Genomic DNA, 26,480 nt, shown 5'->3' on the forward strand with positions numbered 1-26,480 from the left:
CGGTGGCCGGAGCGGCCCGGCCCGTGCCGCCGGGCCTCAGGCGATGAGCGCGGGGGCCTCGCCACGGGCGCCGGCCAGTACGCACTGCTCGTAGCGCCGCAGCAGCAGCCGGGCCAGTTCGGGCGCGGCGCCCAGGACCGGGGCGAGGAGGTCGGCGCGGGCCTCGCGGGCGCCGGCCGCGATGCGGTCGGGGAGGAAGCCGGGCGCGATGACGTACGGCGCGACGGCCACCCGCTGCACGCCCTCGGCGCGCAGCTCCCGCACGGCGTCGGCCGTGCGGGGAAGAGATGCGGAGGCGAACGCAGGCCGCACGGCACACCAACCAGCGGTGCGCCGCCACTCCCGCGCGATTTCAGCGATCACTGCGCTCGCCTCCGGGTCGGAGGAGCCCGCCGAGGCCAGTACGACCCCGGTCGAGCGGCGGTCGCCGGGCCGCAGCCCGGCCTCCGCCAGCCGGCGCTCCAGCGCGCCGGTCAGGAGGGGGGAGGGGCCCAGCACCTCGGCCTGGCGGACGGTCAGCAGGGGGAGCCGCGCGGCGGCCTCCCGCAGCACCGCCGGGATGTCGGACTTCGCGTGGAAGGCCCGGGTCAGGAGCAGCGGCAGCGCCACCACCTCCCCGGTGCCTTCGGCCGCCAGGCGCTCCAGCACCCGGGGAACCCGGGGCGCGTTGAAGTCGAGATAGCCGACCTCGACGCGCAGCCCCGGCCGCAGCGCCCGTACCCGCGCGCAGAGCGCGGAGACGGTCGCCGCGTGCCGCGGGTCGCGGCTGCCATGGGCGATCACGAGAAGCGTGGGGTGCAGGGGGCGTGTGTTCATGGTTCAGCTCTTGACGAGGAGACCGCGGCTGCGCAGCACCCGCCGCTCGATCGGCGCGAAGATCAGCAGCTCGATGCCGATGCCGACGATCAGGATGAGCAGGATCGCGGAGAGTACCCAGGACATGTCCTGGAGCTCGCGGCCCTGTTCCAGCAGCTGCCCCAGGCCGGTGCCCAGATCCGGTGCGTTGACGATGAGTTCGGCGGCCATCAGGGAGCGCCAGGAGAAGGCCCAGCCCTGCTTGAGGCCGGCGAGATAGCCCGGGAGCGCGGCCGGCAGCAGGACGTGCCGCACGCCGGCCAGCCCCGTCGCACCGATGGTGCGGCCGGCCCGCAGGTAGAGCGGGGAGATCTGGTCGACGCCCGCCACCAGGCCGTTGGCGATGGACGGCACGGCGCCGAGCAGCACCACCGCGTAGATGGTGGCGTCACTCAGCCCGAACCAGATGATCGCCGCGGGCACCCAGGCCACCGAGGGCAGCGACTGCAGACCGCTCAGGATCGGGCCGATCGCGGCCCGTACGGCCCGCACCTGGGCCACGATCAGGCCGAGGACCGTACCGAGGCCGACCGAGGCGACGAAGCCCAGGGCGCCGCGCGAGACGCTGGTCCACACGAAGCCCAGCAGCGTGCCCTCCAGCCACTTCTGCTGAAGCGAACGGGCGACCTCCACCGGGCTCGGCAGCAGGTAGTGCGGCTTGAGCGAGAAGTGGTAGGCGAGCTGCCACAGCGCCAGCACGATCAGGATGGCGACGACGGGCGGGAACGCCTTCGCGACGGCGGTGCGCAGCCACGGCTGGCGGGTGACGACCGTGGACTCCAGGGCGTCGAGCCCCGCCTCCAGACCGGCGAGGTCCGAGGCGCCGCCGGGCTCGGCGCTGGTCGTGGTGGTGCCGGGGGTGGCCGGGTCGTCGCCGGTCGGAGCGGCGGCGGACCCGGCCTCGGTCTCAGTGCTGGCCATGGCGGCGGATCTCCCCACGGAGCTGTTCGGTGATCTCGATGGAAAGGTCGGCGACCGCGGCGTCCTCGATGCGGCGCGGCTGGGGGATGTCCACCTGCCACTCGCGGGCGATCCGGCCCGGGCGGGAGGACAGCAGCACGACCCGCTCGGCGAGCCGGACGGCCTCCCGCACGTTGTGGGTGACGAAGAGGACCGACAGGTTGCCGGTGCCGGAGCCGCTGTCGTTCGCGGTGCGCCAGATGCGGGTCAGCTCGTCGTGCAGCACATCGCGGGTGATCGCGTCCAGCGCGGCGAACGGCTCGTCCATCAGCAGCAGTTGGCTGTCCTGGGCGAGCGCGCGGGCCATCGCGACGCGCTGGCGCATACCGCCCGACAGCTCGTGCACCCGCTTGCCGTACGCGCCCTTGAGCCGGACGAGTTCGAGCAGCCGCTCGGCCTCGTCGCGGCGCTCGGCCCGCGGCACCCCGCGCAGCCGCAGCGCCAGTTCGATGTTGCGGCCCGCGGTCAGCCACGGGAACAGCGCGTGTTCCTGGAACATCAGGGCCGGCCGGCCGCCGGGCGCGTCGATGGTGCCGGCGGACGGCACGTCGAGGCCGGCCACGAGGTTGAGCAGGGTGGACTTCCCGCAGCCCGAGGCCCCCAGGAGGCAGACGAACTCGCCGGGTGCCACATCGATGCTGATGTCGTCCAGCACGTGCTGCTGCGCGCCGGGGCGACCGAACGACTTCGAGACATGGTCGATGCGGGCCGCGTACGGCACGGGGGTGTCCGTGGCCGCCGTGGCGGGCCGCTTGGTGAGCGTGGTGGTCGTCATCGGTGTCACCTCCTGGGGGAGTGCGTGCGGGCTACTTGCTGCCGAGGCCGGCGTCGTCGACCGGCTGCTTGCCCTCGGACTTGAGCACCTTGTTCAGCAGGGTGAGGTCGTAGATGCCCTTGAGGTCGGGCGACTTCAGCAGACCGGCCTTGACGGCGTGGTCCGCTTCCTGCTGGAGGGTGGCGGCCAGCGGGTCATCGGTGATGTCGATGTTCTTGAAGGCCGGGTCGAGGACGTCGGCCGGCAGCGCCTTGCCGGCGATCTGCGGGTCGGCGAGCTGGTCGTTGAGCGCCTTCTTCGCCTGGCCCGGGTGCGAGCGGATCCAGGCGTTGGTCTTCACCGACGCGCGCAGCACCGCCTCGACGGCCTTCGGGTGCTCCTTGAGGAACCGCTGCGAGACGATCACGTTCGTGATGACGAACTTGCCGTCCTTCCACAGCTTCTTCTCGTCCAGGAGGGACTTGCCGCCCGCGGCGATGAGCTTGGAAGCGGTGGGCTCGGGCACCCACGCACCGTCGATGGAACCCTGCTGGAAGGCGGTCGGCGTCACCTTGTTGTCGGTGCGCTGGACGGTGACGTCGCCCTTGCCGGTGGTCGCGTCGACCTTGTAGCCCTTCTCGGCCAGGAAGTTCAGCAGCGCCACGTCCTGGGTGTTGCCCAGCTGCGGGGTCGCGATCGTCTTGCCCTTGAGGTCGCTCAGGCTCTTGATCTTCTTGGGGTTGACGACGAGCGAGACGCCGCCGGACGCCGAGCCGGAAATGATCTTCAGGCTCTTCCCGTGCGACTTGGTGTAGCCGTTGATGGCGGGGGAGGGGCCGATCCAGCCGATGTCGAGGGCACCCGAGTTGAGCGCCTCGATCTCGGCGGGGCCCGCGTTGAAGACCGAGGTCTTCAGCTGGGTGCCGCCCAGCTCCTTCTGGAAGAGGCCGTTCTGCACGCCGACCAGCGGCGTGGCGTGCGTGGTGTTGCCGAAGAACCCGATCCTGACCTGGTCGAGTCCATCAATCTTGGGGCCCTTCGGGGCGACGTGGGCCGAGGTGTCCTTCTTGGCCTCGGAGCCGTAGCCGCAGGCGCCCAGTGCGCCGATCAGCACGGGGACGGTGACGGCGGCCGCCAGCAGGCGGTGTCGAACGGCAGACACGGGAGGAGTTCCTCTCGGAAGGCCGGGGTCGCGCCCCTTCTACGGCGCGCCCGGCGGAGCTATCGATCTTCGGAATGGTGGTGTGGGGGGTACGGAGTCAGGCATCGTCAGCACACACATCGGCCGACTCCGCCCGTGCCGCTCCCCAGGGCGCCGCTGCCGATGCGGCCGCCCTCCTTGGCGAAGGTCGAAAAGACGTCTTTGAGCATGGTCAGAAGTCCCATCCCTCGTCGTCCGCGCCGGTGGCCGGCGCGGCCTCCGCGGCCGCGTCGGCGAAGGCGTTGCCCGCCATGCCCGCGGTCAGCGTCGTACCGTCCGCCGGGTCGATCAGCAGGAAGGAGCCGGTGCGCCGGGAGTCGGCGTAGGCGTCCAGCGCGAGCGGCTCCGCCGTACGGATCACCACCCGGCCGATGTCGTTGGCGACCAGCTCGCCGGGCGCCGGGTGCTGGGAGAGGTCGTCCAGCGTCAGCCGGGACGGAATGTCCTTGACGATCGCCTTGACCGTGCGGGTGGTGTGCTTGAGCAGCACCCGCTGACCCACCGTCAGCGCCTGGTCCGCCACGTGGCAGACGGTCGCCTCGATGTCCTGCGAGGTGCCCGGCGTGGTGGCGGCCGGCACGATCAGGTCGCCGCGCGAGACGTCGATGTCGTCGGCGAGCCGGACGGTCACCGACTGCGGCGCCCAGGCGACGTCCACGGCCTGGCCGAGCGCGTCGATCGCCTCGATGGTGCTCGTACGGCCCGAGGGCAGCACGGTCACGGCGTCGCCGACGCGCAGCACGCCGGAGGCGATCTGGCCCGCGTAGCCGCGGTAGTCGGGGTGTTCGGCGGTCTGCGGGCGGATCACGTACTGGACCGGGAAGCGGGCCGGGTCCTCCGACGGGTCGGCGACGACCGACACGGTCTCCAGGTGCTCCAGCACCGTCGGGCCGCCGTACCAGTCCATGTTCGCCGACGGGGAGACGACGTTGTCGCCGGCCAGCGCCGAGATCGGGATCGCGGTGATCTCCGGGACGCCCAGCGAGGCCGCGTACGTCGTGAACTCCTCGGCGATGGCCGCGAAGACGGGCTCGGCGTAGTCGACCAGGTCCATCTTGTTGACGGCCAGGACGACGTGCGGGACGCGCAGCAGGGCGGCGACCGCGGCGTGCCGGCGGGTCTGCTCGACCACGCCGTTGCGGGCGTCGACCAGCACCACGGCCAGCTCGGCGGTGGAGGCGCCGGTGACCATGTTGCGGGTGTACTGCACGTGCCCGGGGGTGTCCGCCAGGATGAAGCGGCGCCGCGGGGTGGCGAAGTAGCGGTAGGCGACGTCGATGGTGATGCCCTGCTCGCGCTCGGCACGCAGCCCGTCGGTCAGCAGCGCCAGGTCCGGCGTCTCCTGCCCGCGGCCCAGGGAGGCCCGCTCGACGGCCTCCAGCTGGTCGGTGAGCACCGACTTGGAGTCGTGCAGCAGCCGCCCGACCAGCGTCGACTTGCCGTCGTCGACGGAACCGGCGGTGGCGAACCGCAGCAGCGAGGTGGCGCCCGCGTCCACGACGTCGATCGCGTCCGTGTTCGTACTCATGGTTAGAAGTACCCCTCGCGCTTGCGGTCCTCCATGGCGGCCTCGGACATCTTGTCGTCGGCCCGCGTCGCGCCCCGCTCGGTGAGCCGGGACGCGGCGATCTCGGTGATCACGGCCTCGATGGTGTCGGCGTCGGAGTCGACGGCACCGGTGCAGGACATGTCACCGACGGTGCGGTAGCGCACCTGCCGGGTCTCCAGGTGCTCGCCCTCCTTGGGGCCGCCCCACTCGCCGGGCGCCAGCCACATGCCGTTGCGGGCGAAGACCTCGCGCTGGTGGGCGTAGTAGATGGCGGGCAGTTCGATCTTCTCGCGGGCGATGTACTGCCACACGTCGAGCTCGGTCCAGTTGGACAGCGGGAAGACCCGGACGTGCTCGCCGGGCGAGTGCCGGCCGTTGTAGAGCTGCCACAGCTCGGGGCGCTGCCGGCGCGGGTCCCAGCCGCCGAACTCGTCGCGCAGCGAGAAGACCCGCTCCTTGGCGCGCGCCTTCTCCTCGTCCCGGCGGCCGCCGCCGAAGACCGCGTCGAAGCGGTTCTTCTCGATGGCGTCCAGCAGCGGGACGGTCTGCAGCGGGTTGCGCGTGCCGTCGGGGCGTTCGCGCAGCTCACCGCGGTCGATGAAGTCCTGCACGGACGCGACGTGCAGCCGCAGGCCGTGCCGTTCGACCGCGCGGTCGCGGTAGTCGAGGACCTCGGGGAAGTTGTGCCCGGTGTCGACGTGCAGCAGCGAGAAGGGCACCGCGGCCGGCGCGAACGCCTTCAGCGCGAGGTGCAGCATGACGATGGAGTCCTTGCCGCCGGAGAACAGGATCACCGGCCGCTCGAACTCGCCCGCCACCTCGCGGAAGATGTGCACACCCTCGGACTCCAGGGCGTCGAGGTGCGACAGCGCGTACGGGTTGTCGATGTCTCCGGGCACGGTGGCGACGGTGGTCATGCCAGTCCCCTCTCGGTGAGCAGCGCGTGCAACGCCGCGGCGGACTCCTGCACGGTCTGGGTGTGCGACTCGATGCGCAGGTCGGGCGAGTCGGGAGCCTCGTACGGGTCGTCCACGCCGGTCAGACCGGAGATCTCCCCGGCCGCCTGCTTGGCGTACAGCCCCTTCACATCGCGCTCGGAGCACACCTCGACCGGAGTGGCCACGTGCACCTCCAGATACGCGGTGCCCTCCGTCTGGTGGCGCTTGCGCACCGCCTCACGGCTGTCCGCGTACGGCGCGATCACCGGCACCAGCGCCTTGACGCCGTTGCGGGCCAGCAGCTCGGCCACGAAGCCGATGCGCTGGACATTGGTGTGCCGGTCCTCGCGGGTGAAGCCGAGGCCGGCGGAGAGGAACTCGCGGATCTCGTCCCCGTCGAGCACCTCGACCCGGTGGCCCTCGCCGCGCAGCTTCGCGGCCAGCTCGCGCGCGAGGGTCGTCTTGCCCGCGCTCGGCAGACCGGTCAGCCAGATCGTGGCGCCCGTCATGGATATCTCCTGATGCTCTGTCATCAGTGCAGCCCGCACTCGGTCTTGTTGCTCCCGGCCCAGCGGCCGGCCCTGGCGTCCTCGCCCTCCAGCACCCGCCGGGTGCAGGGCGCGCAGCCGACGGAGGGGTAGCCGTCCATCAGCAGCGGGTTGGTGAGCACGCCGTGCTCGGCGACGTACGCGTCCACGTCCGCCTGCGTCCAGCGGGCGATCGGGGAGACCTTCACCTTCTGCCGCTTGGTGTCCCAGCCGACGACCGGGGTGTTCGCCCGGGTCGGCGACTCGTCCCGGCGCAGGCCCGTCGCCCAGGCGTCGTAGCCGGTCAGGCCCTCTTCGAGGGGCTTGACCTTGCGCAGGGCGCAGCACAGGTCGGGGTTGCGGTCGTGCAGCTTCGGTCCGTACTCGGCGTCCTGCTCGGCCACGCTCTGCCGTGGCGTCAGGGTGATGACGTTGACGTCCATCACCTCGGCCACCGCGTCCCGCGTCCCGATGGTCTCCGGGAAGTGGTAGCCGGTGTCCAGGAAGACCACGTCCACGCCCGGGAAGGCCCGCGAGGCCAGGTGCGCGACGACGGCGTCCTCCATCGAGGAGGTGACGCAGAAGCGCGGACCGAAGGTCTCGGCGGCCCAGGTGAGGATCTCCAGGGCGGAGGCGTCCTCCAGGTCGCGTCCCGCCTGCTCGGCGAGGTGCTGAAGGTCGGTGGTGGTGGTCACGGGGTACCTCCGTCGGAAGCGGCGGGCCCGGTGGCTCCGGGAGCCAGCAGGCCGAGGAACTTCAGCCGGAACGCCCGGCTGCAGGACCGGCATTCCCACGCCCCGTGGCCCTCCTCGGAAGGCAGCAGGTCCTCGTCCCCGCAGTACGGGCAGTAGAACGGCGCGGCGCGTTCGCTCACTTCAGCGCACCCTCTTCCGCGCGGGCGGCCCAGGTGGCGAAGCGCTCGCCGTCCTCGCGCTGCGCCTCGAAGTTGCGCAGCACCCGCTCGACGTAGTCGGGCAGTTCGTCCGCGGTGACCTTCAGGCCGCGGACCTTGCGGCCGAAGCCGGCCTCCAGGGCCAGTGCGCCGCCCAGGTGGACCTGGTAGCCCTCGACCTGCTGACCGTCCTTGTCGAGCACCAGCTGGCCCTTGAGGCCGATGTCCGCGACCTGGATGCGGGCGCAGGCGTTGGGGCAGCCGTTGAGGTTGATGGTGATCGGCTCCTGGAAGTCCGGCATCCGGCGCTCCAGTTCGTCGATGAGGGACGCGCCGCGGCCCTTGGTCTCGACGATCGCGAGCTTGCAGAACTCGATGCCGGTGCAGGCCATCGTGCCGCGCCGGAACGGCGAGGGGGTGACCTGGAAGTCCAGCGCCTCCAGCCCGGCGACCAGCGAGTCGACCTGGTCCTCCGCGACGTCGAGGATGATCATCTTCTGCTCGACGGTCGTGCGCAGCCGGTCGGAGCCGTGCGCGCCGGCGAGTTCGGCGACCTTGGTGAGGGTGGTGCCGTCGACCCGGCCGACGCGCGGGGCGAAGCCCACGTAGAAACGGCCGTCCTGCTGCGGGTGCACGCCGATGTGGTCGCGCCACTTCGAGAGCGGCTGCGCCGGCGCCGGGCCGTCGACCAGCTTGCGCTCCAGGTACTCGTCCTCCAGCACCTGGCGGAACTTCGCCGGGCCCCAGTCGGCCATCAGGAACTTCAGCCGGGCGCGGTTGCGCAGCCGGCGGTAGCCGTAGTCACGGAAGATCCCGACCACGCCGGCCCACACATCGGGCACCTCGTCGAGCGGGACCCAGGTGCCCAGGCGCTGGGCGAGCTTGGGGTTGGTGGACAGGCCGCCGCCGACCCACAGGTCGAAGCCGGGGCCGTGCTCGGGGTGGACGACGCCGACGAACGCCACGTCGTTGATCTCGTGGACCACGTCCTGCACCGGCGAGCCGGAGATCGCGGTCTTGAACTTGCGCGGCAGGTTGGAGAATTCCTTGCTGCCGATGTAGCGCTCGTGGATCTCGTCCACGGCCGGGGTGCCGTCGATGATCTCGTCCGCCGCGATGCCGGCCACCGGGGAGCCGATGATCACTCGCGGGCAGTCGCCGCACGCCTCGGTCGTGGAGAGGCCGACGCCCTCCAGCTTCTCCCAGATGGCGGGGACGTCCTCGATGCGGATCCAGTGCAGCTGGATGTTCTGCCGGTCGGTGATGTCCGCGGTGCCGCGGGCGTACTGGTCGGAGACCTCGCCGATGGCACGCAGCTGCGCCACGGTCAGCTGCCCGCCGTCGACGCGGACCCGCAGCATGAAGTACTTGTCCTCCAGCTCCTCCGGCTCCAGGACCGCGGTCTTGCCGCCGTCGATGCCGGGCTTGCGCTGGGTGTACAGACCCCACCAGCGCATCCGCCCGCGCAGGTCGTTGGGGTCGATCGAGTCGAAGCCGGCCTTGGCGTAGATCGTCTCAATGCGTGTCCGCACATTGAGACCGTCGTCGTCCTTCTTGAACTGCTCGTTGCCGTTCAGGGGCGTGAAGTGACCTACGGCCCACTGGCCCTCGCCGCGGTGGCGTCCGGCCTTGCGGCGGGTCGTGGCGGCTGCGGGGGATTCCGGGGTGGCGGCCATGGATGTACGTCCTTCTGGGCGGGCTCAAGGGATCGGGACCGGCGCCGGAGACCCATGCTGACCTGCGCGGACATACCGAAAGGCGGCGCGTGGCGACGCGTCGGAGGTCTGCGGGGAAAGGGGGTCTCAGCGCGTCCGCGACGATGGGGACGGCGGGGTGATCGGTGGTGCTGGGTGCTGTGCGGGGCCGCGGGCCCCGTCTGGGTACAGCCTCAGCCCGCCCGACAAATGGCGCTGGACATGCGGCCGAGGTCGACGTGCCGCCGACTCACCAAGGCAATTCCAGCTCGAGACATGACGGAAGCCTGGCATGTCGCTCTCCGGCCAGTCCACCGTTATCCAGAATACGGACACCTTCGTCCCGCACTGCGAGACGGTGTGGCGTCGGTCACGCTCCCGCGGAGGGCTACGGCGTTCCGTCCGCGTCCGGCGTGCGCGGTCCCGCGCCTGGCCAGGGGCCCGGCGTCGGCACGTCGGGCTCGTCGGTCACCGTGGTGTCGTACACCCGGAATCCGCGCCGCCGGTAGTTGTCCATCGCGTACGGGCCGTCCTTGCTGCAGGTGTGCACCCAGACCCGTTTCGTCGGGGTGTGGCCCGGCCACCGTTCGGCCAGGTCCCAGGCCCGCTCGGTCCCGTACGTCAGCAGGTGCCCGCCGATCCGGCGCCCCCGGAAAGCCGGCACGAGCCCGAAGTAGGCGATCTCCACGGAGCCGTCCGGCCCGGCCGCGAGCTCGACGAAACCGGCGGGCGTGCCGCGCTCGTACGCCACCCAGGTCTCCACGCCCGGCTGCCCGAGGTACTCCGCCCACTGTGCGTACGACCACGTCAGCCGGTCGGTCCAGGTCACGTCCCCGCCGACCGCCGTATAGAGGAAGCGGCTGAATTCCGGCGAAGGCACCTCGGACCGGATGATACGGACGCCCTGCTCGGCCGGCGGCTCCTGTGCGGGCGGCACGTCGGCGCGCGAGGTCTGTTCGAGGTACCACGTGGTGACCGAGATGCTCATGCGGCCAGCACATCACACCGGGGCGGGGCGCCCGGGCCCGGCCCGGCAGCCCCTGGGCGGGGGCGGTCGCCGCCGGGCAGCCCGGACGTCCGGATCGTGAGACACCGGCTCACCGCCTGGAATGTCGCGCTCCGCCCGGCGGCCCGGTCCGCCGCCGTGACGGTCTCCGGCCGGGCGGCACGCCCCCTCGTGCGGTGGCTGGATCAGGTGGCCGGCCCCGCCGTCATCCTGGCGAACACCACCACATTGCCCGCGTAGCCGGTGTCCGGCGAGTAGCTGCCGCCGCAGGTCAGGACGCGCAGCTCGGGGCGCCCGGTGTCGGCGTAGACCTTGCGGGCCGGGAAGTTCCGCTTGTCGAAGACCTGGACGCCGTAGACCTCGAAGACCGCGGTCCGCCCGTCCTCGCGGGTCACCCGGATCGTCCGGCCCTTCTCCAGGGCGCCCAGACCGTAGAAGACGGCCGGCCCGCTGCGGTTGTCGACATGCCCGACGAGGACGGCGGTGCCGCGTTCGCCCGGCGACGGCGCGCCCTCGTACCAGCCCGCCAGATCGGGGTCCTCGGCCGGCGGCGCCTCGATCCAGCCGTCCCGGTCCAGGCCCAGCGGCAGCACCGGGGCGGAGACCGCGAGCGAGGGGATCGTCACGCGGGACGGCGCGGAGCGGGGCAGCGGCGCCGGGGGCGGACCGGCCGGCGGGGCGTCGCCGGGGAAGAGGGAAACGGCGGCACCCGGCTGCGGGGGCCCGTCCGCCTCGTCGGACAGCCCGTGCCGGAGCATGCCGAAGCCGACCAGGCCGACCACGGCGAGCACGCCCCACCGGGGCCGGCCCGCGGCGGCCGGCGCCGGCGCGGACGCCTCCGCCTTCGGCGGCGCCTCCGGCTGGTCCGTGGCGCTCATCGCTCACCTCCCGGGGCCGCGCGCCCCGGGGTGCACGGGTCCCCTCCGGCACGCTAGGCGCGGCCCGGCGCGGCGGCGACGGCAGCGGCCCGAACGGGTGACGGCAGCAGCCCGTGCACCGGGCCTCCGGCCGGAGCGGAACCGGGTGCTCCACGGGGGTTGGCCCACCAGCCGGAGCTGGCAGGATGACGGGCATGGACATCCTGCGCAGGAACAACGTCACCGTCACCGGCAACCCGCACGGGCCGGTGGTGGTGCTGGCCCACGGGTTCGGCTGTGACCAGAACATGTGGCGCCTGACCGTGCCTGCCCTGGCCGAGGACTACCGGGTGGTGCTGTTCGACTACGTCGGCTCGGGCCGCTCGGACCTCACCGCGTTCTCGGCGGAGCGCTACGCGTCCCTGGACGGCTACGCCCGCGACGTGGTGGAGGTGTGCGAGGCGCTCGACCTGCGCGACGCGGTGTTCGTGGGGCACTCGGTCAGCGCGATGACCGGAGTGCTGGCCGCCCGGCAGGCGCCGGAGCGCATCGGGGCACTGGTGATGGTCGCGCCGTCCCCGCGCTACATCGACGACGAGGGCTACCGCGGCGGGTTCGACGAGCAGGACATCGACGAGCTGCTGGCGTCGCTGGAGTCGAACTACCTGGGCTGGTCGTCCGTGATGGCGCCAGTGATCATGGGGAACCCCGAGCGCCCCGAACTGGCCGAGGAGTTGACCAACAGCTTCTGCGCCACCGACCCGGAGATGGCACGCATCTTCGCCCGCACCACCTTCCTGTCGGACTCCCGCGACGACCTGAAGAGCGTCGTGGTCCCGACGCTGGTACTGGAATGCACCGAGGACGCCATCGCACCCCGGGAGGTGGGCGCCTTCGTGCACCGGTCCGTCCCCGGCTCGACGCTGGTCACCCTGGACGCCACCGGGCACTGCCCGCAGCTGTCCGCCCCCGAGGCCACCAACGAGGCAATCACCGCCTTCCTGGCCGGACGCCGATGATGTGCCGGATCGGGCAGGAGCCCGACCCGCAGGGGGCCGATGGCGCGCGGACACCGGACGCGGCGTTCGCGGCGCTGCTGGAGGACAGCGCCGAGGAGCTGTACGAGACCGCGCCGTGCGGCTATCTGTCCACGCTGATGGACGGCACCGTCGTCAAGCTCAACACCACGCTGCTGAACTGGCTCGGGGTGGAGCGGGACGCGGTGGTGGGCCGGAGGCGGTTCACCGATCTGCTGACCGTGGGCGGCAAGCTCTACCACGAGACGCACTTCGCGCCGCTGCTGCGCATGCAGGGCGAGATCAGCGGGATAGCCCTGGAGATCAAGCAGACCGGCGGGGCCCGGATGCCGGTCCTGGTGTCCTCCGTGGTCAAGTACGGCAGCACCGGTGAGCCGCTGCTGATCCGCACCACCCTCTTCGACGCCCGCGACCGACGCGCCTACGAGGAAGAGCTGCTGCGCCGCCGCCGGGCCGCCGAGGAGGCCACGCGGCAGGCCGAGGCCGACCGCGCCCGGCTGCAGGACGCGCTCGCCGCGCTCCAGCAGGCCCTGCTGCCCTCGACGCTCCCCGAGGTGCCCGGCCTGGAGACGGCCGCGCACTACCACACCGCGTCCCCCGACCAGCTCGGCGGCGACTTCTACGACGTGTTCGCCGTGGACGGCAAGCGCTGGGCGTTCTTCCTGGGCGACGTGTGCGGCAAGGGCCCCAAAGCCGCGGCGGTGACCTCGCTGACCCGCTACACGCTGCGCGCCGCGGCCCTCCACGACCCCGACCCGGTCGCCGCGCTGTCCACCCTCAACACGGTGCTGCACGAGCGCTACTCCGGCGGCGACCCGCGCTACTGCACCGCCATCTTCGGCATCGTCGAACCCGACCCCGACAGCGGCCACGTCACCGTGAGCCTGGCCTCCGGCGGACACCCCCCGGCGCTGGTCCTGCGCGCCGACGGCACCAGCGACTTCCTGCCCACCCCCGGCGGCCTGCTGGTCGGCATCCTGCCCGCCCCGCGCTTCACCACCGCCACCACCACGCTCGCCCCGGGCGACACGCTCCTGCTCTACACCGACGGGCTCACCGAGGCCCGCACCGGCGCGGACCGGACCGCCCTGTACGGCGACGAGGCGCTGCGCGCCTTCGGCGCCGGCCACGCCGGAAAGCCGCCGCAGGCCGTCATCCGCGCCCTCATCGGTCTGCTGGACGGCTTCGGCGACGGGCTCGACGACGACACCGCGCTGCTCGCCCTCGGCGCCCCGGCCGGCCCCCGTCCCACCGCAACCCCCGTCCCCGCAACGAAGAACACGCGATGAGTTTGAAGATCACCGTCCGAGACGCCGCGACCGGTCCCGTCCTGGAGGTCGCCGGCGACCTCGACCACGCCCACGCCACCGAGCTGCGCGAACTGGTCGCCACCTGCACCCTCCAGCCGGGCCAGTGTCTGGTACTGGACCTGGCCGGCATGGAGTTCTGCGATTCCAGTGGCATCACCGCCCTGATCGCCGCCCGCAACCACGCGCACGCCGCCCGGGCGGACATCGCCCTGGCCGCCGTCCCCGCCAACACCCGGCGGGTGCTGCGCATCGTCGGCCTCGACCAGGTCTTCACCCTGCTCCCCGACAGCGACGCGGCGGGGGTGACGGCAGGTCAGTCGGTACCGACCGGGGCGCCGTCGGACCCGAACGCCGCCTCCGCCAGCCGCTCGACCTGTTCCGGGTCCGGGGCCCAGCAGTAGAGCATCACCTCGTCCGCGCCGATGGCCCGGTAGTCGGCCACCGCGGCGCGGATCTGCGCCGGGGTGGTGAGGAGACCGTTCACGATGTGCTCGGTGTAGCTGTTGTCCGGTCCGTAGTACGCGCTCAGGTCCTCGCGGGCGCGCGCGAGGACGGAATCCGGTCCGAGCGCCACGTTGACCTGGGCCAGCAGCCGGGGCCGGCCGGTACGCCCGGCGTGGGACCAGGCGGCCTCCACGTCCCGGAACATCCGGTCCATGTGCCGGGGCGGCAGCGCGGCGCCGAGGAAGCCGTCGCCCCAGCGGGCGACGCGCTCCACCACGGCGGGCACGAACCCGCCGAACAGCACCTCGGGCCCGCCGGGCCGCGCCGGCGCGGGACCGATCGGGCCGACGTCCGCGGAGAGCGGCGCACCGGACCAGACCCGGCGCAGGGCCGCCATCTGCGTGTCGAGCCGGCGGCCCCGGGTGCGGAGGTCGACGCCGGCGGCCAGATAGTCGTCCTCGCGCCCGCCGATGCCGATGCCGAGCGTGAAGCGCCCGCCGGAGAGCAGATCGAGGGTGGCGGCCTGCTTGGCGAGCAGCGCGGTGCGGTGCAGCGGGGCGAGCAGCACCTCGGTCTGCAGCCGGATCCGGGAGGTGGCGCCGGCCAGGGTGGCCAGGGTGATGAGCGGTTCGGGGTTGCCGAACACCAGCCGGTCGAGCAGGGCGACGGTGCGGAAGGGGGTGGCTTCGGCGCGCCGGGCCCAGCTCAGCAGCTGGGCGGGGTCGCCGATGGGAAGGCCGAGACCTACGGACATGGGAAGTCCTCCAGACAAGGCATGCGCTGCATGAGCGCACACGGGCATGAGTGATCGCGGAACGTGCTGTCGCCCACTCATTCGGTCACGCGCGTGCGGTACGCGCGGACTGCTCCCGTTCTGCGACGTCCTTCTGGAGAGCTGCTGTCAGAGTGCCCTCACTCTACGAAGGGCGGCGCCGGGCCGCACCCGGTTTTCCGCTCGGGCCCCGGACGCGGTCCCGGCCCCGCCGGCCTCACGCCCGCCGTGCCGCCACCACCGCCGGTGCCAGGGACTGCGGCAGAAGGTGGACGGGGCGCGGCGGCATCCGGACGTCCACCGCCACCCCGTCCGCGAAGCGGTACGGCCGGTGCGCCAGCACGCCCCCGAGATGGCGCCGCAGCCGGGACAGTTCGGCCCGCACGGTGACCGTACGGCCGGCGTCACCGAACAGGTCCTGGGCGAGCTCGGCGGCGCTGCGCCCCTGCGGATGCACGGCGAGGACGAACAGCAGCTCGGCGTGGCGCGGGGTCAGCTCGTGCGACCAGCTGCCGGCCGGCCCGCTGACCGTGACCGTGGCGCCGTCCCGCCCGCTGACGTCCAGCACCACGTTGCCCGGCCCGGCCTCCCGGTCCGGGCGGCCGAGCCGGATCAACCAGCCGCCGGGCAGCGGCTCCAGGCCGCACATCCCGTACCGGGGCAGCCACAGCGGCCCGGCCTCGGGCGTCTTGGGCAGGGCCACCCGGTCCGGAGGCGTCAGGCCCGTCACGCCCACCACCCAGCCGTGCGGGTCGACGGCCAGCGCCCGCCCGTCGAGCCGCGCCAGTACCGGTGCCGCGCTCGACCGCAGCCGCTCCAGGGACCGGTGGTGGCGGGTGCGCAGTTCGCCCTCCGCGAGCCGGGCGACCGCGGACACCAGGGAGAGCGTGGTGGGGTGGAAGGTGTGCGCCGGGCCGCTGAGGTCCACGGTGCCCAACAGGCGTCCGTCGCGCGGGTCGTGCAGCGGCGCGGCGGCGCAGGTCCACTGGTGGTGGCTGCGCACGAAGTGCTCGGCGGAGTGCACCAGCACCGGACGGCGGGCCACCAGCGCGGTACCGATGGCGTTGGTGCCGACGGTGTCCTCCGTCCAGTCGGCGCCCTTGTCGAAGCCGAGCCGGTCGGCCATCCGGCGGACCGGAGCGCTGCCCTCCCGCCACAGCACCCGGCCCTCGGCGTCCGTGACGACCATGATCTGCTGCGCCGCGTCGGCGGTCGCCAGCAGCCCGTCGTTGAGCACCGGCAGCACCGCCGCCAGCCGCGACGTGCCCCGCCGGTGCTCCAACTCGGCCACCGGCAGCAGGCGTTGGGGCTGCTCGCCGTCCGGGTCCACGCCGGACGTCCGCACCCGGCGCCAGGATTCGCCGATGACCGCGCGGGGCGCGGCCGGCGGCGCGTCGGCCGGTGTGTCGTCGGTGAGCGCGGCCTCGTGGACGTGCCCGAGCCGGCGAGCGGTCGCGCGGATGTCCTGGGCCGACCGGACGGCGCTGTCGAGCGGTCTCTCGATCGGTCTGTCGCTCACGCTGCTCTCCGTTGTGCACTGTCCGCCGGCCGGTGCCCGTCGTGCCGTCACCAGGCCGTCCGGGAAGCGTCATTGTGGCGATCCGCCGCGGCGCACTGCAACGCACTGCAACCGTTGTGGCCTATGACGCCCACCGGGGACGCTGAGCGAAGCGGCCGATGGCCTCTCGCCACCGCGAGGTTCGCCGGTCACCCGTCGGCGAACCCGCCGGTTGTCGCCGGGATTCCATCGGCCGCCACGCGACGGTCCGCACGGTGTGGGGGAGGGGGCTCACCATGGTGGCCGGTCCGCGCGTCGTGGTGATCGCAGCGGGCGACGGGGTGCGCAGCGCCCGGGCCGCCCGGCTGGCCGCCCACTACGGCGTCCCGCGCCTGCCCGCGGTCGACGTCCTGCTCAAGCGGCACGCCCTGCCGGCCGACGGCTATGTCATCGACAGCAGCCTGCACCTGCTCGACCGGGTGGCCGGCTCCGGTGGTCTGCTGCCCGCGCTCGCCTTCGCCGATCTCGTGGTGCTGCTGCGCGACGCCGGCTGGTCCGGTGCGGACGAGACCTGCCGGCTGCTGCGCTACTACGAGGCGCGCGGGGTGCTGGTCGGCTTCCCGCCGCAGGTCCCGGACCGGGAGGTCATCGAGGCCGTGGACGCCGCGCTGCGCGGGCGCACCGCGCCGGACCCGCCGGCCCCGCCGGAGCCCGGCGAGGTGTGCCGGGCCTGTCCGGGCCCCGGCGGCCCCTGAGACCGGGAGCGGTGCCGGGTCGGCGCGGCACCGCTCCCCGGCCGGCGCGGCGGCGGTAACCCCCTGTCCCCGTCCCTCCGTGAGGCCACGGCCCGGAGGGACGGGGAGCCGCCGCCGCGCCGAACCCCGGCCCGGGCCGCGTCAGCGGTCGAGCACCGGGCGCGCACGCGCCACGACCGCGGCGAGGTCCAGCGTGTGCGGCAGCGTCCCGAAGGCCGCGCCCGCATCGCCGCCCAGACGGGAGGCGCAGAACGCGTCCGCGACCTCCGGCGGTGCGTACCGCACCAGCAGCGAGCCCTGAAGCACCAGCGCCATCCGCTCCACCAGGCGCCGGGCCCGCGCCTCGATGCCCTCCAGGTCGGCGAGTTCGGTGAGCATGCCCTTGATCGCCCGGTCCAGCCGGTGGTCCGCGCCCCGCGCCGTACCGATCTCGGTCAGGAAGGCGTTCAGCGCCGCGGGTTCCCGGCGCAGGGCGCGCAGCACGTCCAGCGCCTGGACGTTGCCGGAGCCCTCCCAGATCGAGTTCAGCGGGGCCTCGCGCAGCAGCCTGGGCAGTCCCGACTCCTCGACGTAGCCGTTGCCGCCCAGGCACTCCAGCGCCTCGGTCACCATCGGCGTGCACCGCTTGGTCACCCAGTACTTCGCCGCGGGGACCGCCAGCCGCAGGAAGTGCCGGTCCTGCTCGGTGTCCGCGTCGTACGCGGCCGCCAGCCGCAGCGCCAGCGTGGTCGCCGCCTCCGACTCCAGCGCCAGGTCGGCCAGCACGTTGCGCATCAGCGGCTTGTCGGCCAGCCGGCCGCCGAACGCCTCGCGGTACGCGGTGTGGTGCAGCGCCTGCGCCGCCGCCTGGCGCATCACCGCGGCCGCGGCGCTGACGCAGTCCAGCCGGGTCGCCGCCACCATGTCGATGATCGTCGCGATCCCGCGCCCCTCCTCGCCGACCCGGCGCGCCCAGGTCTGCCCGTCGAACTCGACCTCGGCCGAGGCGTTGGACCGGTTGCCGAGCTTGTCCTTGAGCCGCTGGAGGCGGAAGGAGTTGCGGCTGCCGTCCGGCAGCACCCGCGGCAGCAGGAAGCAGGTGAGTCCCCCGGGTGCCTGGGCCAGTACCAGGAAGGCGTCCGACATCGGCGCCGAGCAGAACCACTTGTGCCCGGTCAGCGTGTACTCGCCGGGCGCGGCGAGCGGCTCGGCGCGGGTGGTGGTGGCCCGCAGGTCGCTGCCGCCCTGCTTCTCCGTCATCGCCATGCCCGCCAGCGCGCCGGACTTCTCGGCGGCCGGGCGCAGCTCCTGTTCGTAGATCCGCGAGGTCAGCAGGGGCTCCCACACGGCGGCCAGCTCCGGCTCGGCGCGCAGGGTGGGTACCGCCGCATGGGTCATCGACACCGGGCAGCCGTGTCCCGCCTCGGCCTGGGTCCACACGATGAAGCCGGCGGTGCGGAGGACGTGGCCGTCGGGGCGGGACCAGGCGTCGGTCAGGCCGGCTGTCACGGCGTGGCCGAGCAGCCGGTGCCAGGCCGGGTGGAACTCCACCTCGTCGATGCGGTGGCCGTAGCGGTCGTGGGTGTGCAGGACGGGCGGGTAGCGATTGGCCTGTTCGCCCCATTGCCGGGCGTGGGCCGACCCGGCCGCCTGCCCCAGCCGGCCGAGTTCTTCCCGCGCGTCGCCCTGCCGGCTGTCGGCGACGTACCGGGCGACGCCCTCGGTGAGGGCGGGGTCGTTGGCGAAGACGTCGTAGCCGACCAGCGGCGGGGGCTGGTTGGTGACCGTATGAGTGGTGGCTGCCATGCCGGATACGGTAAGGAGGTGCAGCCGGCAAACGAACCAACCGAGCGGGCGGGCCGTCTGACGAGGGCCCGCGTCCTGTACCGCAATGTCTCCACGCGCCGGCTGGCCTGGCTCCTGCTCAAGGACATCGTGCACTCCTGCATGACGTACCGGGTCACCGGGTTGGCCGCGGAGGCCGCCTTCTGGTGTCTGCTGTCGCTGCCGCCGCTGATCCTCGGGCTCCTCGGCGTCCTCGGCTACACGCAGGCGTGGATCGGGCACGACACCCTCGCCGGCGTCCGTCAGCACATCCTCGGCGTCGCCGGCACCGTGCTCTCCGACAAGGGCGTGAACGAGATCGCCCGCCCGCTGCTGAACGACGTCTTCACCGGCCGCCGCCCCGACGTCATCTCGATCGGCTTCGCCCTCGCGCTGTGGTCGGGTTCGCGCGCGCTGAACGTCTTCGTCGACACCATCACGATCATGTACGGGCTCGACGGCCGGCGCGGCATCGTCAAGACGCGGCTGCTGGCCTTCGCGCTCTACCTCGGCGGGCTGCTGGTCGGCGCCGTCGCGCTGCCGCTGATGGTGGCCGGCCCCGACACGGTGGTGGGCTGGCTGCCGGCCAGCGAACACATCATCCGGGCGCTGTACTGGCCGATCGTCCTGCTGGTGTCGATCGCCTTCCTCACCACCCTGTACCACCTGTCCGTGCCCGTGCGTTCGCCCTGGCCGGAGGACATCCCCGGCGCGGTGGTCGCGCTCGGCATCTGGATGCTCGGCAGCTTCCTGCTGCGGCTCTACCTCACCTCGACGGTCGAGGGGCCCACGATCTACGGGTCGCTGGCCGCCCCGGTGGCGGTGCTGCTGTGGATCGGGGTGTCCGCCTTCGCGGTCCTGGTGGGCGCCGCGATGAACGCGGCGCTGGACCGGGTGTGGCCGTCGGCGGCCACGGCCGAGGCACGCGAGGAGATGGCGCGCCGGGCGGCGGCGAAGCGGGGCGCCGACGCCGGCGGGCAGGACGACTGAGCGCAGGAACCATTGACAGCCCGCGACCTCGGGCAGATGATCCTTGCCCACAGCTCTGCGAACGAAAGTTCACCTGACGGACTCCCGCTGTCTGTGGACCCGCCCGCGCCCGAGTGCCGCCCCGGCGCACCCGCGTGCCGCGTCCGTGACTCGTGAATCCGAGGTCCCCATGTCCCCCTCCGGTCCACCGCCGCCCTCCGGTACGTCCGGCTCCGCCGCGGCCCCCGCCGGCCGGCGCCACACCTTCCGCTCCGTCGCGCCGGTCCTCGCCCTGTGCTGGCTGGCGGTCTTCTTCGACGGGATGGACGTCAACGTCTACGGCGCCGTCATGCCGCACCTGCTCGACGACCCCGGCCTCGGCCTCACCCCCGGCACGGCCGGCACGATCGGCAGCTGGACCACCTTCGGCATGCTGATCGGCGCGCTGGGCACCGGCACCCTCACCGACTGGCTCGGCCGCCGCCCGGTCCTGGTCACCAGCGTGCTGCTGTTCTCCGCGGGATCGGCGGTCTGCGCGCTCTCCGGCACGGCCGCGCCCTTCGGCGCCGGCCGCTTCCTCGCCGGCCTCGGACTCGGCGGCCTGATGCCGCTCTGCCTGTCCGTGGTGATGGAGTTCGCCCCGCCGCGCCGGGCCGCGCTCGCCACCGGCCTGCTGATGACCTCGTACCACGCGGGCGGCATGGCCGCGACCGGCCTCGGCCTGGCCCTCGCCCCCACGCTCGGCTGGCGCTGGGTCTTCTGGGCCGGCGTGCTGCCCGCCGTCATCGCCGCGCCCCTGCTGCTGCGGCTGCTCCCGGAATCCCCCGGAGTGCTGCTCGCCAGGGGCCGTACCGCGGAGGCTGACGCGGTCGCCGACCGCTACGGCATGGCCCGCCCGGTCCCCGCCGACGCGCCGACCCAGGGCCCCAAGGGCCGCCTGGACGCCGTGCGCGCCCTCTTCCGCCCCGGTGCCCGCTGGGCGACGCCGCTGCTCTGGCTCGCCTCGTTCGCGGGTCTGCTGCTGGTCTACGGCGTCAGCACCTGGCTGCCGCAGATGATGCGGGCGGCCGGCTACGGCCTGACGTCCTCGGTCAGCTTCCTGCTCGTCATCAACGCCGGCGGCATCGTCGGCATGCTGATCGCCGGCCGCACCGCCGACCGCTACGGCCCGGTCAGGGTCTCCGCCCTCTGGTTCCTGCTGACCGCCGCCGGCGCCCTGCTCCTCGGCGCCCGGCTGCCGCTCGCGCTCACCTACGTCGTCGTCGCGGTCACCGGCGTCTGGCTGTTCAGCGCCCAGGTGATGGTCTACGCGGCCGCCGGCCGCGTCTACCCGGCCGCCCAACGGGCCACCGGCCTGGGCTGGGTCACCGGCATCGGCCGCACCGGCGCGGTGGTCGGCCCCTGGCTGGGCGGCACCCTCGCCGCCGCCGGCAACGACCGACTCGGCTTCACCGCCTTCGCGTTGGCCGGCCTCCTGGGCGCCCTCGCCATCGGACTCGTCCCCCTCGCCCGCCGGATCGGCCGCCCGACGGCCGCGCCGTCACCGGCCCCGGTCAGCGTCGAGTAGCGCGCGGAGCCGGCCGAAGCCCAAGCGCCCGTGCGGCCCCTGCTCCGGCAGCGTCGCGAACGGCTCCCCCCCCCCGGAATCACCGGCGCGTCGGCACGTCGGCAGGTCGCGCCGGGCGCGGTTACCGCCGGGGCCGGCGGGTCACAGGGCCGCGATGCGGGCGTACCGGCCCGCCACGCGGAGGTCGGCCTCGATGGCGGTGGCGGCGTCACGCAGTGCCGGGAGGATCGTGGCGCGGGCCTCTTCCGGGGTGCAACGGCCCGCGTGCGTCGAGACGTTGACGGCGGAGACCACCCGGCCGGTGCGGTCGTGGACGGGGACGGCCAGGGAGCGCAGGCCCTCCTCCAGTTCCTCGTCGACGAGCGCGTAGCCGTCGGCGCGGACCTGCTCCAGGATCGCGCCGAGCCGCTCCGGGTCGGTCACGGTGTGCCGGGTCAGCCGGGTGAGGGCGGTGCGGGCCAGGCGTCCGGAGCGTTCGGCGGGCGGCAGGCCGGCGAGGAGGACGCGGCCCATGGACGTCGGGTACGCCGGGAAGCGGGTGCCCAGGGTGATGTTGACGCTCATGATGCGCACGGTGGGGACCCGGGCGACGTACTGGATCTCGTCGCCGGACAGCACCGCCATCGAGGCGGAGTCGTGCACCCGCTCGACCAGCGCGGCGAGGTGCGGCTGGGCGATGGCGGGCAGCGTCAGGCCCGACAGGTGCGCGAAGCCCAGCTCCAGCACCTTCGGTGTCAGCCGGAAGAGCTTGCCGTCGGTGGTGAGGTAGCCGAGGTGCGCCAGCGTGATCAGGGCCCGGCGGGCGGTGGCGCGCGCCAGGCCGGTGGCCTCCGCCACGGCGCTGAGCGGGAGTTCGGCACGGCCGGTACCGAACGCGGTGAGCGTGAGCAGCCCGCGGGCCAGCGACTCGACGAACTCCGGCCCGAGTTCCTGCTTGGAGGCGCGCATCCAGGTGGCGTGCGGCGGGTGGCCCGGGGGTGTGTCGGAAGCGGGGGCGGGCGGGCCGCCCCGGGGCGCGGCGAGGGCGTCCGTCATCGCCGCGACCGTCTCGCGGAGCCGGGGGAGTACCGCGTCGGGCAGCTCCGCCGCGCTCAGCCGGCTGGTGTGGCTGACGACGCTGAGCGCGCAGACCGTGCGGCCCGCGGCGTCCCGGACCGGCACCGCGACGGCGACCAGCCCCGGTTCGATGAGCTGGTCATCGAGGGACCAGCCGGCGGTGCGGGCGGCGGCCACCCGCGCCTCGAAGCCGGCGGCCGCGCCGGCCGTGTCGTCGTCGGCGGACCGCGGCGGTACGGCGGGGAAGCCGGCGTCCGTCGGATCGGCCGCCCGGCGCGACCGCCAGCGCCGCCAGTCCGCCGCCGTCCAGGCGTCCGCGAACAGCGCGCCGGGCGCGCCCCGTTCGGCGGGCAGCAGATCGCCGATGCGGAAGGCGAGCGACATCGCGCGGCGCCGGGTCGCCTGGTGCACGAAGCGGACGCCGTCGCCGTCGGGCACCGCGAGCGAGACCGACTCGTCCAGCTCGTCGGCCAGCCGGTCGGCGAGCGGGCCGAGCCGGTCGGGGAGTTCGGACGCGGCGAGGTAGGCGTTGCCGAGCTCCAGCAGCCGCGGCGCCGGCACCGCGTCGCGGCCCTCGATCCGTACGTAGCCCAGCCGGGCCAGGGTGCTCAGCACGCGGTCCACGGTGGAGCGGGCCAGGCCGGTGGTGCGCACCAGGTCGCCGACCGGCCGGCGGCCGGCGCCGGCCGCCAGCTGCCGCAGCACGGACAGGCCGCGCATCAGCGGGCCCACCGCCTCCGGCGGCGGCGCCGGCGACGCGGGAGCGGTGGGGGCGGGGTGGGTCATGGCCTCTCCATCGTGCGGTGATCTCGTCGGAACCGTACCCGGCGCACCGTTGACAGGGCCCGGGTCGGGGGCCAAACTCGGAGCGCGCAAGGATGAACTTTAGTTCACTGAGCGAACGGCAGGTAGTTGCGGGCCGACCGCACGGACGAGCCGGCGCGTACGAGGCAGGACGACCCGAGGGCGAGGACATGGCCGCTATCCGTTCCCTGCGAGACGCCGTCGCGGAGCTGATCCACGACGGCGACACCGTGGCGCTGGAGGGGTTCACCCACCTCATCCCGTTCGCGGCGGCGCACGAGATCATCCGGCAGGGCCGCACGGACCTCACGCTCGCCCGGATGACGCCGGACGTGGTCTACGACCAGCTGATCGGCGCCGGCGCGGCCCGCAAACTGGTCTTCTCCTGGGGCGGCAATCCGGGCGTCGGCTCGCTGCACCGCTTCCGGGACGCGGTGGAGAACGGCTGGCCGGCCCCGCTGGAGATCGACGAACACAGCCACGCCGGAATGGCCAACCGCTACGCGGCGGGCGCGGCCAAGCTCCCCTTCGCGGTGCTGCGCGGCTACCGCGGCAGCGACATACCGGCCCGTACGTCCACCGTCGCCACCGTCACCTGCCCCTTCACCGGTGAGGAACTGGCCGCCGTCGCCGCGCTCAACCCGGACGTCACGGTCATCCACGCACAGCAGGCCGACAAGGACGGCAACGTGCAGCTGTGGGGCCTGACGGGGGTGCAGAAGGAGGCGGCGCTCGCCGCCCGCCGGGTGCTGGTCACCGTCGAGGAAGTCGTCGACGGGGCGCTGGAGCCGCGGCCCGGCGCGGTCGTGCTGCCCGGCTGGGTCGTGGACGCGGTCGCCGTCGTGCCCGGCGGTGCCCACCCCTCGTACGCGGCCGGCTATTCGGTCCGCGACAACGCCTTCTACCGGCAGTGGGACGGCATCGCGCGGGACCGCGCGGCGTTCGGGCGGTGGCTTGCGGAGAGCGTACGGGGGGAGGGGCGAGCGGAACCGGACGCGGCGCGGGAGCCGGCCCCGGCGCACGAGCCGGCCGGGATGTCCCGGGCCCGCGCCACCGCCGCCCCCGCGTTCACCGGCGCCCCCGCCCCCCGCTGCACCCCCGACGAGCTCATGGAGGTCAACGCCGCCCGCGCGCTGGCCGGTGCCCGCACCTGCTTCGTCGGCATCGGGCTCCCCAGCACGGCCGCCAACCTCGCCCGCCGCACCGTCAATCCGGACCTGGTGCTGATCTACGAATCCGGCACCATCGGCTCCAAGCCGACCCGGCTGCCGCTGTCCATCGGGGACGGCGAACTCGCCGACACCGCCGACTCCCTGGTGTCCGTGCCGGAGATGTTCAACTACTGGCTTCAGGGCGGCCGGATCGACGTCGGCTTCCTCGGCGCCGCACAGGTCGACCGGTTCGCCAACATCAACACCACCGTCGTCCGCCGCGGCCCCGGCAGGCCCGAGGGGCGGCTCCCCGGGGCCGGCGGCGCGCCCGAGATCGCCGCCAACTGCGGCCGGGTCCTGATGGTGCTGCGGCACAGCCGCCGCAACTTCGTCGACGCGCTGGACTTCGTGACCACCCTCGGCCACGGCAGTGGCCCCCGGGACCGCGCGGCGCTCGGCCTGCCCGGCGCCGGCCCCACCGCGGTCATCACCGACCTCGGGGTACTGCGCCCCGACCCCGGCACCGCGGAACTCGTCCTGACCGAACTCCACCCCGGAGTGACGGTCGATCAGGTACGGGCGGCCACCGGCTGGGAGCTCAAGGTGGCCGGCCGGCCGGGCGTCACGGCCCCGCCCACCGACGACGAACTCGCCGCCCTGCGCGCCCTGAAGGCCGCCACCGGCCAGGCGACCCCCGTACCCGCCGCGCCCCAGGGCGCCCGCCCCCGGAAGGACACCGCAGCCCCGTGATCACCGACCGCCCCCGGGACGTGTACGTCGTCGACGCCGTCCGCACCCCGATCGGCAAATACGGCGGCGCGCTGTCCGGCGTCCGCCCCGACGACCTCGCCGCTCACGTCGTCAAGGCCCTGGTGGACCGCGCACCGGGCCTGGACCCGGCCACGATCGACGACGTCCACCTCGGCAACGCCAATGGGGCGGGCGAGGAGAACCGCAACGTGGCCCGGATGGCGGTGTTGCTCGCCGGGCTGCCGGTGACCGTGCCCGGCGTCACCGTCAACCGCCTGTGCGGCTCCGGGATGGAGGCCGTCATCCAGGCCGCCAGGGCCGTCGCGCTGGGCGACGCCTCGGTGGTCGTGGCCGGCGGCGTGGAATCGATGAGCCGGGCGCCCTGGGTGCTGCCCAAGCCCGAACGGGCCTTCCCCGCCGGCCCGCAGACCCTGCACTCCACCACCCTCGGCTGGCGGCTGACCAATCCCCGGATGCCGGACGCGTGGACGGTCGCGCTGGGCGAGGGCGCGGAGCTGATCGCCGACCGCTACCGCCTCACCCGCGAGCAGCAGGACGCCTACGCGCTGGCCAGCCACCGGAAGGCGGCACGGGCCTGGCAGGACGGCGCCTTCGACGCGGAGGCCGTGCCGTACGGCACGGACGGCGCGCGGGGCGGCGACGGCGCCGACGGGACACCCGTGCGCGACGAGTGCGTGCGCGCCGACACCTCGCTCCGGGCGCTGGCCGCGCTGCGGCCGGTCTTCCGCGCGGACGGGGGCACGGTCACCGCCGGCAACTCCTCGCCGCTCAACGACGGTGCGGCCGCCCTGCTCCTGATGGACGAGGCGGGCCTGCGCTCCTCGGGGTGCGCACCGCTCGCCCGGATCCGCAGCAGCGCGGTCACCGGCATCGAGCCGCAGCTCTTCGGGCTCGGCCCGGTCGAGGCGGCCCGGCGGGCCCTCGCGAAGGCCGGCCGCGGCCTCGACGCGCTGCACACCGTCGAACTGAACGAGGCGTTCGCCGCCCAGGCCCTCGGCTGCCTGGCCGGCTGGCCCGAACTCGACCCCGCCCTGGTCAACCCGCACGGCGGCGCCCTCGCCCTCGGCCACCCGCTGGGCGCGTCCGGAGCCCGGATCGTGGGCGCGGTCGCCCACCGGCTGGCGGCCGCCGGCTCCGGCACGGGGCTCGCGACGCTCTGCATCGGCGTGGGGCAGGGCCTGGCCGTCGTCCTCGAACGCTAGGCCGCGCCCTCCCCGGACCCGCCCGACCACCACCGCAAAGGAAGACGGCCGCCATGACCCGCACCCCGCCCCCCCCCGCCCCGCCGGCCTTCGTGCCCGGTGCCCCGC

General features: G+C 73.8%; 24 protein-coding genes and 2 pseudogenes. 9 read left to right on the plus strand and 17 right to left on the minus strand.

Annotated elements, in window-relative coordinates; all coding sequences use genetic code 11:
- Positions 1 to 36: 36 nt before the first annotated feature.
- The 13 genes from OO62_RS27405 to OO62_RS27460 form a co-directional block, all read right to left on the minus strand.
- Complete coding sequence (locus OO62_RS27405; protein ID WP_033270281.1) at positions 37 to 816, minus strand: sirohydrochlorin chelatase; 780 nt, start codon at positions 814 to 816, stop codon at positions 37 to 39.
- A 3-nt stretch (positions 817 to 819) separates the two neighbouring features.
- A complete protein-coding gene (locus OO62_RS27410) occupies positions 820 to 1,776 on the minus strand; it encodes an ABC transporter permease (protein ID WP_033270282.1) in 957 nt (318 codons plus the stop codon).
- Complete coding sequence (locus OO62_RS27415) at positions 1,763 to 2,590, minus strand: ABC transporter ATP-binding protein (RefSeq protein WP_033270283.1); 828 nt, start codon at positions 2,588 to 2,590, stop codon at positions 1,763 to 1,765. The genes OO62_RS27410 and OO62_RS27415 overlap by 14 nt, the downstream gene beginning before the upstream one ends.
- Before the next feature lie 31 nt (positions 2,591 to 2,621).
- Positions 2,622 to 3,731 (minus strand): aliphatic sulfonate ABC transporter substrate-binding protein, encoded by a 1,110-nt coding sequence (locus OO62_RS27420; RefSeq protein WP_033270284.1) that lies wholly within the window; start codon positions 3,729 to 3,731, stop codon positions 2,622 to 2,624.
- 211 nt (positions 3,732 to 3,942) lie between these two features.
- Entirely contained in the window at positions 3,943 to 5,298 is a 1,356-nt protein-coding gene (locus tag OO62_RS27425) for a sulfate adenylyltransferase subunit 1 (RefSeq protein ID WP_033270285.1), read from the minus strand.
- A 2-nt stretch (positions 5,299 to 5,300) separates the two neighbouring features.
- Positions 5,301 to 6,236, minus strand: a complete 936-nt coding sequence (gene cysD, locus OO62_RS27430; protein WP_033270286.1) for a sulfate adenylyltransferase subunit CysD — start codon at positions 6,234 to 6,236, stop codon at positions 5,301 to 5,303.
- Positions 6,233 to 6,766, minus strand: coding sequence for an adenylyl-sulfate kinase (gene cysC, locus OO62_RS27435; RefSeq protein ID WP_033270287.1), 534 nt, complete (start codon positions 6,764 to 6,766; stop codon positions 6,233 to 6,235). Before cysC ends, cysD begins: the two co-directional genes overlap by 4 nt.
- 23 nt (positions 6,767 to 6,789) lie before the next feature.
- Complete coding sequence (locus tag OO62_RS27440) at positions 6,790 to 7,479, minus strand: phosphoadenylyl-sulfate reductase (RefSeq protein ID WP_033270288.1); 690 nt, start codon at positions 7,477 to 7,479, stop codon at positions 6,790 to 6,792.
- Positions 7,476 to 7,658: a hypothetical protein gene (locus OO62_RS27445; protein ID WP_033270289.1), complete on the minus strand. Its 183-nt coding sequence runs from the start codon at positions 7,656 to 7,658 to the stop codon at positions 7,476 to 7,478. Before OO62_RS27445 ends, OO62_RS27440 begins: the two co-directional genes overlap by 4 nt.
- Entirely contained in the window at positions 7,655 to 9,352 is a 1,698-nt protein-coding gene (locus tag OO62_RS27450; RefSeq protein WP_033270290.1) for a nitrite/sulfite reductase, read from the minus strand. Before OO62_RS27450 ends, OO62_RS27445 begins: the two co-directional genes overlap by 4 nt.
- A gap of 212 nt (positions 9,353 to 9,564) precedes the next feature.
- Positions 9,565 to 9,648, minus strand: a complete 84-nt coding sequence (locus OO62_RS41775) for a putative leader peptide (protein WP_350257049.1) — start codon at positions 9,646 to 9,648, stop codon at positions 9,565 to 9,567.
- 110 nt (positions 9,649 to 9,758) lie between these two features.
- Positions 9,759 to 10,358 (minus strand): GNAT family N-acetyltransferase, encoded by a 600-nt coding sequence (locus OO62_RS27455; protein ID WP_033270291.1) that lies wholly within the window; start codon positions 10,356 to 10,358, stop codon positions 9,759 to 9,761.
- A gap of 203 nt (positions 10,359 to 10,561) precedes the next feature.
- Positions 10,562 to 11,254, minus strand: a complete 693-nt coding sequence (locus OO62_RS27460; RefSeq protein ID WP_051733646.1) for a class F sortase — start codon at positions 11,252 to 11,254, stop codon at positions 10,562 to 10,564.
- Between the two features lie 194 nt (positions 11,255 to 11,448).
- On the opposite strand from OO62_RS27460, the gene OO62_RS27465 reads away from it, so the two are divergent.
- From OO62_RS27465 to OO62_RS27475, 3 genes and pseudogenes are all read left to right on the plus strand, one after another.
- Complete coding sequence (locus tag OO62_RS27465) at positions 11,449 to 12,252, plus strand: alpha/beta fold hydrolase (protein WP_033270292.1); 804 nt, start codon at positions 11,449 to 11,451, stop codon at positions 12,250 to 12,252.
- Positions 12,252 to 13,559 carry a PP2C family protein-serine/threonine phosphatase gene (locus OO62_RS27470; protein ID WP_033270293.1) on the plus strand — a complete coding sequence of 436 codons (1,308 nt, stop codon included), beginning with the start codon at positions 12,252 to 12,254 and terminating at the stop codon, positions 13,557 to 13,559. The genes OO62_RS27465 and OO62_RS27470 overlap by 1 nt, the downstream gene beginning before the upstream one ends.
- A pseudogene (locus tag OO62_RS27475) lies at positions 13,556 to 13,879 on the plus strand (STAS domain-containing protein); the annotation flags it as partial. The gene OO62_RS27470 and the pseudogene OO62_RS27475, both read left to right, overlap by 4 nt.
- 14 nt (positions 13,880 to 13,893) lie before the next feature.
- Here the strand turns inward: OO62_RS27475 and OO62_RS27480 are convergent.
- On the minus strand, positions 13,894 to 14,778 hold the full coding sequence (locus tag OO62_RS27480) for an LLM class flavin-dependent oxidoreductase (protein ID WP_033270294.1): 885 nt from the start codon (positions 14,776 to 14,778) through the stop codon (positions 13,894 to 13,896).
- Between the two features lie 235 nt (positions 14,779 to 15,013).
- Entirely contained in the window at positions 15,014 to 16,315 is a 1,302-nt protein-coding gene (locus tag OO62_RS27485) for a helix-turn-helix domain-containing protein (RefSeq protein WP_033270295.1), read from the minus strand.
- Positions 16,316 to 16,590: 275 nt separating this feature from the next.
- Between OO62_RS27485 and OO62_RS27490 the strand changes: the two genes are divergently transcribed.
- A complete protein-coding gene (locus OO62_RS27490) occupies positions 16,591 to 17,049 on the plus strand; it encodes a hypothetical protein (protein ID WP_051733647.1) in 459 nt (152 codons plus the stop codon).
- 141 nt (positions 17,050 to 17,190) lie between these two features.
- Here OO62_RS27490 and OO62_RS27495 read toward each other — a convergent pair whose 3' ends face one another.
- The gene (locus tag OO62_RS27495; RefSeq protein ID WP_033270296.1) at positions 17,191 to 18,834 is read right to left on the minus strand and encodes an acyl-CoA dehydrogenase family protein; all 1,644 of its coding nucleotides are present in this window, start codon (positions 18,832 to 18,834) and stop codon (positions 17,191 to 17,193) included.
- Positions 18,835 to 18,852: 18 nt separating this feature from the next.
- On the opposite strand from OO62_RS27495, the gene OO62_RS27500 reads away from it, so the two are divergent.
- Positions 18,853 to 19,842, plus strand: coding sequence for a YihY/virulence factor BrkB family protein (locus OO62_RS27500; protein ID WP_033270297.1), 990 nt, complete (start codon positions 18,853 to 18,855; stop codon positions 19,840 to 19,842).
- A gap of 169 nt (positions 19,843 to 20,011) precedes the next feature.
- The gene (locus OO62_RS27505; RefSeq protein ID WP_033270298.1) at positions 20,012 to 21,388 is read left to right on the plus strand and encodes an MFS transporter; all 1,377 of its coding nucleotides are present in this window, start codon (positions 20,012 to 20,014) and stop codon (positions 21,386 to 21,388) included.
- Positions 21,389 to 21,529: 141 nt separating this feature from the next.
- Here the strand turns inward: OO62_RS27505 and OO62_RS27510 are convergent, their stop codons facing one another.
- Positions 21,530 to 23,230: an IclR family transcriptional regulator domain-containing protein gene (locus OO62_RS27510; protein WP_033270299.1), complete on the minus strand. Its 1,701-nt coding sequence runs from the start codon at positions 23,228 to 23,230 to the stop codon at positions 21,530 to 21,532.
- Positions 23,231 to 23,418: 188 nt separating this feature from the next.
- Here OO62_RS27510 and OO62_RS27515 point away from each other — a divergent pair.
- The 3 genes and pseudogenes from OO62_RS27515 to OO62_RS27525 all read left to right on the plus strand — a co-directional run.
- Positions 23,419 to 24,222, plus strand: a pseudogene (locus OO62_RS27515) (3-oxoadipate--succinyl-CoA transferase); the annotation flags it as partial.
- Positions 24,223 to 24,282: 60 nt separating this feature from the next.
- A complete protein-coding gene (locus OO62_RS27520) occupies positions 24,283 to 25,149 on the plus strand; it encodes a CoA-transferase subunit beta (RefSeq protein WP_051733650.1) in 867 nt (288 codons plus the stop codon).
- Positions 25,149 to 26,372, plus strand: a complete 1,224-nt coding sequence (locus OO62_RS27525; RefSeq protein ID WP_033270316.1) for a thiolase family protein — start codon at positions 25,149 to 25,151, stop codon at positions 26,370 to 26,372. Before OO62_RS27520 ends, OO62_RS27525 begins: the two co-directional genes overlap by 1 nt.
- The last annotated feature ends 108 nt before the right edge of the window (positions 26,373 to 26,480 follow it).

The sequence above is a fragment of the Streptomyces lydicus genome, from assembly GCF_000717345.1.
GTDB lineage: Bacteria > Actinomycetota > Actinomycetes > Streptomycetales > Streptomycetaceae > Streptomyces > Streptomyces lydicus.

What these genes read in the sequence shown, in the direction of transcription:
- OO62_RS27405 (WP_033270281.1), bottom strand. Translation starts at nt 816, where the DNA reads ATGAACACACGCCCCCTGCACCCCACGCTTCTCGTGATCGCCCATGGC.
- OO62_RS27410 (WP_033270282.1), bottom strand. Translation starts at nt 1,776, where the DNA reads ATGGCCAGCACTGAGACCGAGGCCGGGTCCGCCGCCGCTCCGACCGGC.
- OO62_RS27415 (WP_033270283.1), bottom strand. Translation starts at nt 2,590, where the DNA reads ATGACGACCACCACGCTCACCAAGCGGCCCGCCACGGCGGCCACGGAC.
- OO62_RS27425 (WP_033270285.1), bottom strand. Translation starts at nt 5,298, where the DNA reads ATGAGTACGAACACGGACGCGATCGACGTCGTGGACGCGGGCGCCACC.
- cysD (WP_033270286.1), bottom strand. Translation starts at nt 6,236, where the DNA reads ATGACCACCGTCGCCACCGTGCCCGGAGACATCGACAACCCGTACGCG.
- cysC (WP_033270287.1), bottom strand. Translation starts at nt 6,766, where the DNA reads ATGACGGGCGCCACGATCTGGCTGACCGGTCTGCCGAGCGCGGGCAAG.
- OO62_RS27450 (WP_033270290.1), bottom strand. Translation starts at nt 9,352, where the DNA reads ATGGCCGCCACCCCGGAATCCCCCGCAGCCGCCACGACCCGCCGCAAG.
- OO62_RS41775 (WP_350257049.1), bottom strand. Translation starts at nt 9,648, where the DNA reads ATGTCTCGAGCTGGAATTGCCTTGGTGAGTCGGCGGCACGTCGACCTC.
- OO62_RS27455 (WP_033270291.1), bottom strand. Translation starts at nt 10,358, where the DNA reads ATGAGCATCTCGGTCACCACGTGGTACCTCGAACAGACCTCGCGCGCC.
- OO62_RS27460 (WP_051733646.1), bottom strand. Translation starts at nt 11,254, where the DNA reads ATGAGCGCCACGGACCAGCCGGAGGCGCCGCCGAAGGCGGAGGCGTCC.
- OO62_RS27465 (WP_033270292.1), top strand. Translation starts at nt 11,449, where the DNA reads ATGGACATCCTGCGCAGGAACAACGTCACCGTCACCGGCAACCCGCAC.
- OO62_RS27470 (WP_033270293.1), top strand. Translation starts at nt 12,252, where the DNA reads ATGTGCCGGATCGGGCAGGAGCCCGACCCGCAGGGGGCCGATGGCGCG.
- OO62_RS27480 (WP_033270294.1), bottom strand. Translation starts at nt 14,778, where the DNA reads ATGTCCGTAGGTCTCGGCCTTCCCATCGGCGACCCCGCCCAGCTGCTG.
- OO62_RS27490 (WP_051733647.1), top strand. Translation starts at nt 16,591, where the DNA reads ATGGTGGCCGGTCCGCGCGTCGTGGTGATCGCAGCGGGCGACGGGGTG.
- OO62_RS27495 (WP_033270296.1), bottom strand. Translation starts at nt 18,834, where the DNA reads ATGGCAGCCACCACTCATACGGTCACCAACCAGCCCCCGCCGCTGGTC.
- OO62_RS27505 (WP_033270298.1), top strand. Translation starts at nt 20,012, where the DNA reads ATGTCCCCCTCCGGTCCACCGCCGCCCTCCGGTACGTCCGGCTCCGCC.
- OO62_RS27510 (WP_033270299.1), bottom strand. Translation starts at nt 23,230, where the DNA reads ATGACCCACCCCGCCCCCACCGCTCCCGCGTCGCCGGCGCCGCCGCCG.
- OO62_RS27520 (WP_051733650.1), top strand. Translation starts at nt 24,283, where the DNA reads ATGTCCCGGGCCCGCGCCACCGCCGCCCCCGCGTTCACCGGCGCCCCC.